The sequence below is a fragment of the Nocardioides sp. NPDC004968 genome (genome assembly GCF_040608935.1).
Taxonomy (GTDB): Bacteria; Actinomycetota; Actinomycetes; order Propionibacteriales; family Nocardioidaceae; genus Nocardioides.
The window spans coordinates 402,823-415,103 of the sequence record NZ_JBEXJF010000001.1 but is presented as its reverse complement, the minus strand read 5'-3'; the positions used below and the strand labels follow the sequence as shown (position 1 = coordinate 415,103).

11 protein-coding genes are annotated in these 12,281 nt (G+C 70.8%); 4 read left to right on the top strand and 7 right to left on the bottom strand.

The genetic code is table 11. The features are described from left to right. Positions 1 to 8: 8 nt before the first annotated feature. The 5 genes from ABZU72_RS01970 to argC are packed head-to-tail and all read right to left on the bottom strand — an operon-like array spanning position 9 to position 4,615. Complete coding sequence (locus ABZU72_RS01970; RefSeq protein ID WP_141804442.1) at positions 9 to 536, bottom strand: arginine repressor; 528 nt, start codon at positions 534 to 536, stop codon at positions 9 to 11. Further along, the gene (gene argF / locus ABZU72_RS01965) at positions 533 to 1,456 is read right to left on the bottom strand and encodes an ornithine carbamoyltransferase (RefSeq protein ID WP_355017228.1); all 924 of its coding nucleotides are present in this window, start codon (positions 1,454 to 1,456) and stop codon (positions 533 to 535) included. The genes ABZU72_RS01970 and argF overlap by 4 nt, the downstream gene beginning before the upstream one ends. Next, entirely contained in the window at positions 1,453 to 2,649 is a 1,197-nt protein-coding gene (locus ABZU72_RS01960) for an acetylornithine transaminase (RefSeq protein ID WP_355017227.1), read from the bottom strand. Before ABZU72_RS01960 ends, argF begins: the two co-directional genes overlap by 4 nt. Further along, positions 2,646 to 3,584 (bottom strand): acetylglutamate kinase, encoded by a 939-nt coding sequence (gene argB, locus ABZU72_RS01955; protein ID WP_355017331.1) that lies wholly within the window; start codon positions 3,582 to 3,584, stop codon positions 2,646 to 2,648. Before argB ends, ABZU72_RS01960 begins: the two co-directional genes overlap by 4 nt. Further along, on the bottom strand, positions 3,584 to 4,615 hold the full coding sequence (argC, locus tag ABZU72_RS01950) for an N-acetyl-gamma-glutamyl-phosphate reductase (RefSeq protein WP_355017226.1): 1,032 nt from the start codon (positions 4,613 to 4,615) through the stop codon (positions 3,584 to 3,586). Before argC ends, argB begins: the two co-directional genes overlap by 1 nt. An 80-nt stretch (positions 4,616 to 4,695) precedes the next feature. On the opposite strand from argC, the gene ABZU72_RS01945 reads away from it, so the two are divergent. From ABZU72_RS01945 to ABZU72_RS01930, 4 genes are all read left to right on the top strand, one after another. Beyond that, positions 4,696 to 5,529 (top strand): maleylpyruvate isomerase family mycothiol-dependent enzyme, encoded by an 834-nt coding sequence (locus ABZU72_RS01945; RefSeq protein WP_355017225.1) that lies wholly within the window; start codon positions 4,696 to 4,698, stop codon positions 5,527 to 5,529. A gap of 10 nt (positions 5,530 to 5,539) precedes the next feature. Then, a complete protein-coding gene (locus tag ABZU72_RS01940) occupies positions 5,540 to 6,094 on the top strand; it encodes a TIGR00730 family Rossman fold protein (RefSeq protein ID WP_355017224.1) in 555 nt (184 codons plus the stop codon). Between the two features lie 81 nt (positions 6,095 to 6,175). Beyond that, positions 6,176 to 7,186: an ATP-binding cassette domain-containing protein gene (locus tag ABZU72_RS01935; RefSeq protein WP_355017223.1), complete on the top strand. Its 1,011-nt coding sequence runs from the start codon at positions 6,176 to 6,178 to the stop codon at positions 7,184 to 7,186. A gap of 1 nt (position 7,187) precedes the next feature. After that, positions 7,188 to 8,006, top strand: a complete 819-nt coding sequence (locus ABZU72_RS01930) for an ABC transporter permease (RefSeq protein ID WP_355017222.1) — start codon at positions 7,188 to 7,190, stop codon at positions 8,004 to 8,006. A gap of 13 nt (positions 8,007 to 8,019) precedes the next feature. On the opposite strand, the gene ABZU72_RS01925 is transcribed toward ABZU72_RS01930, so the two are convergent. After that, the gene (locus tag ABZU72_RS01925; RefSeq protein WP_355017221.1) at positions 8,020 to 10,992 is read right to left on the bottom strand and encodes a BTAD domain-containing putative transcriptional regulator; all 2,973 of its coding nucleotides are present in this window, start codon (positions 10,990 to 10,992) and stop codon (positions 8,020 to 8,022) included. Positions 10,993 to 11,146: 154 nt separating this feature from the next. After that, positions 11,147 to 12,265, bottom strand: a complete 1,119-nt coding sequence (locus ABZU72_RS01920) for an FAD-dependent monooxygenase (protein WP_355017220.1) — start codon at positions 12,263 to 12,265, stop codon at positions 11,147 to 11,149. Positions 12,266 to 12,281 lie beyond the last annotated feature (16 nt).

Sequence of the window (12,281 nt, the reverse complement as noted above, 5' to 3'; positions counted from 1 at the left end):
CTGAAACTTTACGGAATGTCTGTGGTCTTGCCGGCGAGGCTGAGGAAGCGGTTGACGAGCGCAGCGCCGCCCTTGGGCTCGCGGCCGATGACGAGCACGGTGTCGTCGCCGGCGATGGTGCCGAGGATGTCGGGATATTCGGCTCGGTCGATCGCGGAGGCGAAGTACTGGGCACCCCCTGCAGGAGTACGCAGCACCACGAGGTTGCCACTCCCGTCGGCGCTCACCAAGAGCTCTCGGGCGAGTCGGCCGAGCTTGCTGCGTCCGCTGGCCGACTCCCCCGGTGCGACCGCGGTGCGGTCACCACCCTCGCCGGGAACCGCGTAGACCAGCGCACCCGAAGGCGCCCGCACCTTCACCGCGTCGAGCTCGTCCAGGTCACGCGAGAGCGTCGCCTGGGTGACGTTGACCCCGTGGGCGAACAGCGCCTCGGAGAGCTCGGTCTGGGACCGGATCTCCTTGCCCCAGATGATGTCGACGATGAGGGACTGGCGCGCGCCCTTGGTCGCTGGCCGCTGGGTCTCGTTCGTCGTCATCGTCGCTCCCACAGGAAGGCCAGGATCGCCTTCTGGGCGTGGCGTCGGTTCTCCGCCTCGTCCCACACCAGGCTGCGCGGACCGTCGAGCACCTCGGCCTCGATCTCCTTGCCGCGGTAGGCGGGCAGGCAGTGCAGCACGACCGCGTCGGGGTCGGCGTGGCCGAGCAGGTCGGCGGTGAGCGCGTAGGGCGAGAAGACCGCGACCCGCGCGGCCGCCTCGCTCTCCTTGCCCATCGAGACCCAGGTGTCGGTGATGAGTACGTCGGCCCCGGCTGCCGCCGCGACCGGGTCGGAGGTCACCGTGACCGAGCCGCCGGTCTCCTCGGCGATCTCCTTGGCCCGGACCAGCACCTCCGCGTCGGGCGCGTAGCCGTCCGGCGCGCCGAACCGGACGTGCATCCCGGCGATCGCTCCGGCCAGCGCCCAGGAGTTGCCCATGTTGCAGGCCGCGTCGCCGAGGAACGCCGCGGTCAGGCCCGCCAGCGATCCCTTGTGCTCGCGCAGCGTCTGCAGGTCGGCGAGCAGCTGGCAGGGGTGGAACTCGTCGGTGAGCGCGTTGACGACCGGGACCCCGGAGTGGGCGGCCATCTGCTCGAGGTCGGTCTGTGCGAACGTACGCCACACGATCTCCCCCGCCTGTCGGCCGAGGACTCGGGCGACATCGGCGACGGACTCCCGCTCGCCGATCCCGGCCAGGCGGCCGTCGACGAGCATCGAGTGACCGCCGAGCTCGGCGATCCCGGAGGAGAAGGACGCCTGGGTGCGCAGCGTCGGCTTGTCGTAGATCGTGGCCACGGTCACCGGGCCGGCGAGCGGCTTGGCGGCGTAGGGGTCCTGCTTCATCGCTGCCGCGAGCGCCAGCACCTCGGCCTGCTCGGCCGGGGTGAGGTCGTCGTCGCGGAGGAAGTGTCTGGTCACTTCGCCCCCGCCTCTTGGGCCGCGTCGAGGATGGACGGCCAGGCGGCCAGGAGGCTCTCGGCGTCGTCCTCGGTGAGCACGAGCGGCGGGACGATCCGGATCCGCTCGGGCGTGGCGTTGTTGAGGATGAAGCCCGCCTCGAGGGCGGCCGCGGCGACGGCGCCCGAGTCGAGACCGGCGAGAACCACTCCGATGAAGAGGCCCTCCCCGTCGACCCTGGCGACCCGCGGGTCGGCGGCGAGGCCGTCGCGCAGCTTCTGGCCGAGGACGGTGACGTGCTCGAGGAGCCCGTCGGCCTCGATGGTGTTGATCACCGCGAGGCCCGCCGCGCAGGCGACCGGGTTGCCACCGAAGGTGGTGCCGTGGTTGCCGGGCTCGAAGAGCGTCGCGGCCCGGCCCAGACCGATGCAGGCACCGATCGGGAACCCGCCACCGAGGCCCTTGGCGAGAGTGACGATGTCGGCGGTGATGCCCGAGGTCTCGTGGGCGAACCAGCGACCCGTGCGGCCCAGACCGGACTGGATCTCGTCGAGCCAGAGCAGGGCGCCGTGCTCGTCGGCCACGGCCCGCGCCGCCGCCAGGTAGTCGGCGGGCGGCACGATGACGCCGGCCTCGCCCTGGATCGGCTCCAGGATGATCGCCGCGGTCTCGTCGGTGACCGCCGCGGCCAGCGCCTCGGCGTCGCCGTAGGGGACGAAGGTGACCTCGCCCGGCAGCGGCTCGAACGGGGCCCGGTAGGCCTCCTTGGCGGTCAGCGCCAGGGCGCCCATCGTCCGGCCGTGGAAGGCGCCCTGGACAGCCACGATGTGCTTCCGCCCGGTGCGTCGGGTCAGCTTGAAGCCGGCCTCGTTGGCCTCGGTGCCGGAGTTGGTGAAGAAGACCCGGCCGGTCTCGCCTCCGGGGACCCGGGCGAGCAGCGCCTCGGCCAGCTCGACCTGCGGGTGGGAGGTGAAGAAGTTGGAGACGTGGCCGAGGGACTCCATCTGGGAGGTCACGGCGGAGACCAACGCGGGGTGGGCGTGGCCGAGCGCGTTGACCGCGATGCCGGCCAGCAGGTCGACGTACTCCTTGCCGTCCTCGTCCCACACGTGGGCACCCTCGCCTCGGGTGAGGACCAGCTTGGGAGCACCGAAGGTGTTCATCAGCGCGCCGGCGTAGCGCTCGCCGTACGAATTCGACGCCGTGTTGGTCATTTGTCGAGCTCCCTTGCCTTGCGGGTCTTGGTGGTGACGCCGGGGAGCACCTGGGTGCCGACCCCCTCGGCGGTGAACAGCTCCAGCAGTACGGCGTGCTCGGCGCGGCCGTCGACGACGGTGGCGCGCTTGACGCCGCCCTTGACCGCCTCGAGGCAAGCGCTCATCTTCGGGATCATCCCGCTGGCCAGCTCCGGAAGGATGCTCTCCAGCGCTTCGGGACTGATCTCGCCGATGACCTCCTCGGGGTCCGGCCAGTCGAGGTAGAGGCCCTCGACGTCGGTCAGGACCAGCAGCTTCTCGGCCTCGAGCGCGACCGCCAGGGCTGAGGCGGCGCGGTCGGCGTTGACGTTGTAGACGGCGCCGTCGATGTCGGGCGCGACGCTGGAGACGACCGGGATCCGGCCGGCCTGGATGAGGTCGAGGACCGATTCGGGGCGTACGTCGACGACCTCGCCGACCTGGCCGAGGTCGATCTCCTCGCCGTCGATGATGGTGCTGGCCGGCTCGGCGGTGAAGAGTCCGGCGTCCTCGCCGGAGAGCCCGACTGCCAGCGGACCGTGCTCGTTGATCAGCCCGACGAGCTCACGCTGGACCTGGCCGACCAGGACCATCCGCACGACGTCCATGGCCTCGGGGGTGGTCACCCTCAGCCCGCCGCGGAACTCCGACTCGATGCCGAGCCGGCCGAGCATGCTCGAGATCTGAGGGCCGCCGCCGTGCACCACGACCGGCTTGAAGCCGGCGAACCGCATGAAGGCGATGTCCTCGGCGAAGGCACGCTTGAGCTTGTCGTCGGTCATGGCGTTGCCGCCGTACTTCACCACGACGATCTTGCCGTGATACTCCTTCAGCCACGGCAGGGCGCCGGCGAGCGTACGCGCCTTGGCGGGGTCGGGCCGACCCGGCTCGTGGGCCACGGTCTCCAGATCGATCACGGGGCCACTCCAACCGTCGTCAGGCCCGTGGTCTCCTCGAGACCGAGCGCGAGGTTCATGCACTGGATCGCTCCCCCGGCGGTGCCCTTGGCGAGGTTGTCCTCGGCACCGACGACGACCAGCCGCCCGGCGGCCTCGTCGACGGTCACCTGCAGGTGGACAGCGTTGGAGCCGAGCACGGCCTGGGTCTGGGGCCACTGGCCCTCAGGCAGCAGGCGGACGAAGGGCTCTTCGCCGTACGCCTTCTCGTAGACGGCGCGCGCATCGGCAGCCGTCACGCCCTCGCCGAGCTTGGCTGAGCAGGTGGCCAGGATGCCGCGCGGCATCGGCACCAGCACCGGGGTGAAGGAGACCGACACCTCGCCGTCGACCAGCGCGGAGAGGTTCTGGACGATCTCGGGGGTGTGCCGGTGGACGCCGCCGACACCGTAGGCGCTGACGTTGCCCATGACCTCGGCACCGATCAGGTGCGGCTTGGACGACTTCCCGGCGCCGCTGGTGCCGGTGGCGGCGACCACGACGACCTCGGGCTCGACGATGCCGGCCTCGACCGCCGGGGCGAGGGCCAGGGTGGAGACGGTCGGGAAGCAACCCGGCACCGCGATCCGGCTGGCCGTGGAGAGCGCGGCGCGCTGCCCGGGAAGCTCGGGGAGCCCGTAGGGCCAGGTGCCGGCGTGGTCGGTGCCGTAGAACTTCGTCCACGTCTCGGCGTCGGCGAGCCGGTAGTCGGCGCCGCAGTCGATCACGACCACGTCGTCGGGAAGGCCGGCCGCGATCGGCCCGGACTCGCCGTGCGGCAGCGCCAGGAAGACGACGTCGTGACCGGCCAGGGTCTCGGCGGTGGTGGGCTCCAGGACTCGGTCGGCGAGCGGGATCAGGTGGGGCTGGAGGCTCCCCAGGGTCTTGCCCGCGCTGGAGGCGGCGGTCAGGGCACCGATCTCCACCTCGGGGTGGGCCAGCAGCAGCCTGAGCAGCTCACCTCCGGCATATCCACTGGCACCGGCGACGGCGACGCGCTTCTTCGTCATGTGCATGAACATACGTCAGGCTGCATGTATGTCGCAAAACCCGTTCGGAGATTGAGACGCAGGCGCTTAGTGTTCGCTCCATGACAACCCGCCTCACCCCCACCGCCTACCTCGACCACATCCGGTCGGAGTCGGCGCGCTTCCGTGCCGTACTCGCAGACACGGACCCCACCACCCCGGTGCCGACCGCGCCGGAGTGGACCGCCGCCGACCTGCTGTGGCACGTCGCCGCCGAGGTCCAGCACTTCTGGACGTACGTCCTGGAGACCCGGCCCGCCGCACCCACCAGCGAGACCTACTCCGAGCCGGAGCGCCCGGAGGACGCGACCTACCAGAACCTGCTCGCCCACTTCGACGAGCTCAACGCCAGGTTCATCAAGACCCTGGAGCAGACCGGGCCCGAGGAGCCCACCTGGTCCTGGTCGCCGGACCAGACGGCCGCCTTCACCTACCGCAGGCAGGCCCACGAGATCCTCATCCACCGCCTCGACGCCGAGCTCACAGCCGGCGCCGTGACGCCGCTCGACCCGGCCCTGGCCGCTGACGGGATCGACGAGATCCTCGATGTCTTCTACGGCGGCAAGCCCGACTGGGCGAGGTTCACCGGCGGCGGTCAGTACGTACGCGTCGACGCGGTCGACACCGACACCCAGACCTGGGTCGAGCTGGGCCTCGTCTCCGGCACCCGCCCCAACGGCGACAGCCTCGAGGACGAGCCCGACCTCAGCGTCGTCTCCCAGGACGAGATCCCTGGCGGCACCGAGCCCGACGTGGTCATCGAGGGCACGGCGGCCGACCTGGACGCCTGGCTTTGGCGCCGGCGCGACGACGAGGGCATCAAGGTCACCGGCGACAAGGACGTCTACGAGCACTTCCGCGCGTTGACGAACCAGGCGATCACCGACGACGACTAACCTCACGCCCATGATCAAGCACCTGGCGGTCTTTCTCGGCTCCCGCGACGGCAACGACCCGGCGCTCTCGGAGACGGCCTACGAGGTCGGCAAGGGGCTCGCGGAGCGCAGGATCGAGCTGGTCTACGGAGCGGGCGGCGGGGGCCTGATGGGCCAGATCTCCCAGGGCGCGATCGACGGCAACGGCAAGGTCTTCGGCGTGATCCCACGGTTCATGGTCGAACGCGAGTGGGGTCGCGTCGAAGGCGCGCCGGGGATGCAGACGGTCGTGGTCGACAGCATGCACGAGCGCAAGGCGCTCATGGCCGAGCGCGCCGACGCCTTCCTCGCGCTCCCCGGCGGGATCGGCACCCTCGAGGAGCTCTTCGAGGTCTGGACCTGGCAGACCCTCTCCCTGCACGGCAAGCCGGTCGGCCTGCTCAACATCAACGGCTTCTGGGACCCGCTCGTGGAGATGATGGAGCGCATCGCCGCGGCGGGCTTCCTGCACGGCTCCCCCGCCGAGTCGCTGGTCGTGGGCGACGATCTCGACGACGTCCTCGCCCGCCTCGACGCCGCCCGCTGAAAACCGGGCACTGAAACCGGGCTGGCAGTCGTGAAACCACGGTGAAGGCGCCCTGAAACCGGCGCCCCACACCCTGGGAGCATGACAACAACCACCGAACTGGCCGTATCGGCCTCGGGTCTGGTCAAGACCTTCGGAGACTTCACCGCGGTCGACGGGATCGACCTCGAGATCCGCCGCGGAGAGGTCTTCGGCGTACTCGGCCCCAACGGCGCCGGCAAGACCACGACCTTGAAGATGCTCGCGACCCTGCTCCCGATCGATGCCGGCAAGGCGGAGATCTTCGGGGTAGACGTCAAGGCGCACCCCCACCAGGTGCGTCAGCTCGTCGGCGTGACGGGGCAGTACGCCTCCGTCGACGAGAACCTCACCGCCACCGAGAACCTGGTCCTCTTCGGCCGCCTGCTGGGCATGTCCGGCAAGTCCGCCCGGGCCGCCTCGGAGGAGCTGCTGGAGTCCTTCGGGCTCCAGGAGGCCGCCAAGCGTCAGATCTCGAAGTTCTCCGGCGGCATGCGCCGCCGCCTCGACCTCGCCGCCTCGCTCCTGTCCCGCCCGCCGCTGATCTTCCTCGACGAGCCGACCACCGGGCTGGACCCACGGACCCGGGGCCAGATGTGGGACACCATCCGTACGCTTGTGGCCGGCGGCTCCACCGTCCTGCTCACCACCCAGTACCTCGACGAGGCCGACCAGCTCGCCGACCGGATCGCGGTCATCGACCGCGGCGTCAAGGTCGCCGAAGGCACCTCGGAGCAGCTCAAGACCTCCGTCGGCAACTCCACGCTGCACCTGCGCCTGAGCAACAAGACGCAGGTCGCCACCGCCGCCGCCGTGGTCGAGAAGGTCACCGGCGATCATCCGGTGCTCACTCCCGAGGCGGGCGGCGTCAACGTACCGCTGGCCGATGCCGACCGCGCCGCCGACGTGCTCATCGGCCTTCGCCACGCGGGCATCTCGATCACCACCGCCAACGTGCAGCAGCCGACCCTGGACGAGGTCTTCCTCGCCCTGACCGGTCACGGCACCGAGAGCCCCCAAGACTCAGCGCACACCGACGTCCACACCGACATCCACACCGAGGAGGTGGCCTGAGATGGCTGCACTGATCTCCACGTACGCCGTCGCCGACCGCCCGCTCAAGGCTCGCCCGGGCGTGGGCGAGACGATCGGCCAGACGCTGACCATGGCCCGCCGGGCGTACATCAAGATGATGCGCAACCCCGAGCAGTTCTTCGACGTGACGATCCAGCCGCTGCTGTTCACCGCGATGTTCGCCTACATCTTCGGTGGCGCGATCTCCGGTGACGTGAAGTCGTACCTGCCGACCATCATCACCGGCATCCTGGCCCAGACCGCGCTGACCGCCTCGATGGCGCGCGGCACCCAGCTGCGCGAGGACATGGACAAGGGTGTCTTCGACCGGTTCAAGGCGCTTCCGATCGCCCGGATCGCGCCGCTGGCCGGTCCGGCGGTCGCCGACCTGCTCCGGTACGGGATCGCGGCGACGCTGACCATCGTGGTCGGCCTGCTGATGGGCTACCGGCCCGGTGGCGGCGTCGGCGGGGTGCTCGCCGGCTGGGCGCTGACCATCTTCGCCGGCTGGTCGCTGAGCTGGATCTTCACCTGGCTCGGCACGGTCCTGAAGACCGCGGGCGGGGTGCAGGGCCTGGGCATGATGATCATGTTCCCGCTGACCTTCCTCTCCCCCGCGTTCGTACCGAAGGAGACCATGCCGGACTGGCTGCAGCACTTCGTCGACGTCAACCCGGTCACGCTGGTCATCAACGCCACCCGCGACCTGATGAACGCGGGCGACGTCACCCTGAGCGTCGTGTGGGCGCTCGTCGGCTGCGCCGCGGTCGTCGCGATCTTCGCGCCGCTCTCGGTGTGGAGCTACAGCAAGAAGCTCTGACGGCTCCCGGGTCTCAAGCCAGGCGGGCGATCACGCCGCGGGCCTCGTCCAGCAGGGCGAGCCCGCGGCGTTCGCCGTACTCCTCGCAGACCCGTTCCAGTACGCCCGGCGCGAGCCGGTTCGCGTCGGCGACCGCACGCTCCCAGCGCATGTCCAGGAACGAGCGGGAGTAGCCGAACCGGTCGGCCAGCACGACCAGCCGCACCGACTCCTCGCGCGGCAACGCGTCCCGCAGCAGGCCCCACAGCCCGAGCGCGAGCAGCACCATCCCGGTGACGGGATAGTCCTGAGCCCGGCGCTCCTCGGAGACCAGGCGCGGCGCCTTGCCCATCAGGGCCTCGAAGAGGTCGGAGCCCTCCGCGCCCTCCCCGTGCCGGGCGCAGGCGACCACGGTGACCGCCTCGGCCGCCACGCGCCACGGCACCAGATCGGGGTCGTCTGTGAACCCCGGGAACGGCATCTCGCCCATCGTCTCCACCACCTCGCGGAACAGCGCGAGCCCCTCGCCGACACGTCCTTGGGCGAGGAGGAGCTGCGCCCGGGCGCCGTGGACGGCGCCCCGGGAGCCGAAGCCACCGCGAGGCTGCTCTTCGGCGAGCTGGGCGAGGATCTCGGCGGCCTCGTCGAGACGGCCCTGCTCCACGGCGTACGTCACCAAGATGGCGTTGGTCTGGACGAGGTCGTCGTCGGCACCGAGGCGGCGCAGGACCGGGACGGCCTCGCGGGCGTGCTCGGCCGCCTCGCCGAGGCGGCCGAGCTGGGCATAGAGGCCGCTGAGCTGCGCGTGCAGCATCGCCTGCGGCCAGAGGCCGCCGTCGGTGCCGGTCAGGCGCAGCGCCTCCCTCCCCGCGGCGACCGCACCCTCGGGGTCGCCGAGGTTCTCCCGCTCGTGGCTGAGGAAGGTGTAGGCCCGAGCGCGTACCTCCTGGTCGGGGTCGGTGACCAGATCGGCCAGCTCGTTCTCCAGCGACCGGCCAGTTCCGCCGGCGACACTGCCCGCCATCGCCTGCATGACCTTCAGCATCACCCTGAGCTGGGGATCTGCGGCGTCTGCGCCGACCCGGTCCAAGATCGTCATCAGCCGCTCGAGGCCGGAGCCACCGGTCACGGCGGCGCCGAAGAGCAGCAGGGCCAGGACGAGGCGGGTCTTCTCCAGCAGCTCGGGCGGCGGCTCCCACTCGGCGAGCAGGTCGGCGACCGGTCCGGCCAGCATGATCACCCGCTGGTGCTCGCCCGCGATGGTCCAGAAGACACCCATCGCGCAGAAGAGACGGATCACCGACTCGGCCTCGTCGTCGGCCAGGACCTGGCGCAGGATGTCGGCGAGGTTGCTCTCCTCGGCGCGCAGCTCGTCCATGGCGTCGAACTGCTGCGGGGAGTAGATCCGGCCGGCGCTCGCGTCGGCGTAGTCGCGCGCCCAAGCGCGCTGCGCCGCCCGGGCCGCGGCGTCCTCGCCGGCGTCGATCAGCTGCATCCGGCCGAACTCGCGGACGGTCTCGAGCATCCGGTAGCGGAAGCCCAGCGGTGCCTCGACGACGGTCAGCAGCGACTGGTCGACGAGCTCCTCGATCGCGGCGAACGTGTCGGCGCCGAGCATCGCCTCGGCCGCCGCGAGGGTGAACCCGTCGTGGAAGACCGAGAGCCAGCGCATCGCCTTCCGGTCGCGCTCGGAGAGGAGGTTCCAGGACCAGTCGATGACCGCGACCAGGGTCTGGTGGCGGTCCGGGGCGCTGCGGTCGCCACCGCGCAGCAGCTCGAACCGGTTCTCCAGCCGCCGTGCGATGTCGTCGACCGACATCGCGCGCACCTTCACCGCCGCCAGCTCGATCGCCAGCGGCAGGCCGTCGAGCCGGGTGACGATCTCGTCGACCCGGCCCTCGTCGAGGTGGACCCCGGGCCGCGCGGCGACGGCTCGGCGCCGGAACAGCTCGCTGCCGTCGTACGTCCCCAGCCGGCCGAGCGGGTAGACCCGCTCAGCGCCGATGGCGAGCGGGCTCCGGGAGGTGGTCAGCACGGTCAGGTCGCGCACCGTAGCTACCAGGAAGGCGACCAGGTCGGCGACGGCGGCCACGATGTGCTCGCAGTTGTCGAGCACGAGCAGGGTCGGCACGCCGTCGAGCTGCTGCGCGATCCGCGACCGCACGTCGGCCCGCTGATCGGGAGTGAGCCGGTCACGGTGGGCGACCGAGTCGCGTACGCCGAGAGCCGAGCCGACCTCGCTGACCAGGTCCTCGGGAGCGGTCACGCCGACCAGCTCGACGAAGTGGACCACCGGCTGCTCGGCGCCGTGGGCGATGACCTGGGCCAGGCTGGTCTTCCCGAGTCCGCCGGGACCGAGGATCGTGACGACCCGTGAGCCCTTCAGCAGGGCGGAGACCTCGGCGGCGTCCTGCTCGCGGCCGATCAGCACGTCGGCGTCGTGACGCAGCCCCGAGCGCACCGGGCGGTCGCGCGCGAGCAGCTCGGCATGGACGGCCCGCAGGCGCGGGCTCGGGTCGACCCCGAGTCCGTCGGCCAGCCCGGTCCGGTACGTCTCGAAGCGCTCCAGCGCCGCCGGCACACCGTGCACCGCGGCGACCGCCCGCAGCACCGCCTCGGTGACCTCCTCGTCGGGGTCGAGCCGGACGAGCCGTTCTAGGAGCGGGAGCGCCTCGGCGTATCTCTTCTCGGCGGCCAGCCTCAGTGCCTCCGGACGCAGTGACCAGGCGTCGACGTCGCCGGCCTGGAGGGTGAGGCGGTAGCCCCGCGGCGTACGTTCGATGGCGCTGGAGTCGGTCGCCGTCCGGGCGCGGGAGACCACCACCTGGAGCGCCTTCGACGGGTTGGCCGGGACGTCGTCTCGCCCCCAGATCTCCTCGACCAGAGCACCCTCCGAGGCACCTCGCGGACCGGCCTCGACCAAGGCGCGCAGCAGCGCCCGGGTTCGCTCGCCGGCCACCGGCGCGCCCGCCCAGGTGACCTCGTCCAGCACACTCAGCGTCGTCACAGCCGCCATTCTGTCATAGCGATATATCGCGTACGTACGGGATAGATCCCAGCCTCTCCCCGACGCGCCGCCCGCATGTAACACGTCGTTCGTAGGACTGCTCGCCCCATTAGATAGGGCGAGTAGTCCTACGAACAACGTGTTACCCCGCGTCCTAGCCGGCCGCGTCGAGGTCGATCAGGTTCTTGACGGCATCGACGCGGCGCGTCGACTCATCGGGGTCTACCGTGCGGCGGTCGATGAGGGCGAGCTCCTGGTTGGCCTCGACGAACGGGCGCATCCGCTTCTCGTAGGCGACGAAGGCCTCGCCATGATCTGCGGCGCGACCGAGCTCGAGGGCGAGCACGTAGGCGCCGACGAGGGCGAGGCTCGTGCCCTGGCCCGAGAGCGGCGCGGCACAGTGGGCCGCGTCGCCGACGAGGACGGTACGACCGCGCGACCAGGAGTCGATCTTGATCTGCGCCATCGCGTCGAAGTAGAAGTCCTCGGCGGTCCACATCCGCTCGATGAGGTTGGGGACCTCCCAGCCGAACCCGGTCATGTGCTCGGCGACGAGCCGCCGCTGCGCCTCGATGTCGCGGTGGTCGTAGTCGATGGGGTCGGCGGCGAAGCCGAGGAAGATCCGCAGCTCCTGGTTGTCGCGCACGGTCATCACGGCACCACCGTCGCGGCCGTTGTTGATCCAGGTCTGCCAGCGGTCCATGCCGAGGAAGTTCTCCTGGCTGAACACCGACAGGTAGGTGCCGAGGTGGTGGATGTAGTCGGCCTCGGGACCGAAGACGAGGCGGCGGGTGTTGGAGTGGAGGCCGTCGGCGCCGACGACAAGGTCGAAGCGGCGCGGGGCGGCGTGCTCGAACTCGACCAGGACTCCGTCGGCGTCCTCACAGATCGCGGTGATCGAGTCGCCGTAGAGGTGTTCGACGCCGTCGAGACGCCCGTGGACGAGGTCGACGAGATCCTCGCGGAGGATCTCGATGTCGTCGGAGTCGAGCTGCCCCGAGGAGAGCGCGAACTCCTCTGAGCGCATCAGCTCGTCGCCGTCGGCGTCGAGCATGTTCATGCCGTTCGACTCGTTCTTCAGCGCGCGCGCCGGGGCTTCGAGCCCCATGCGGCGCAGGACGGTGAGGGCGGCACCGCGTACGTCGACGGCCTGGCCGCCGCGACGCAGCGCCGGCGCACGCTCGACGACGACGGGAGTCAGGCCCTGCTCGCGGAGCCAGAAGGCGAGGGCGGTGCCGGCGATGCTGGAGCCGGAGATGAGGACAGTGGTCATGGGAGTTCCTTCGGAT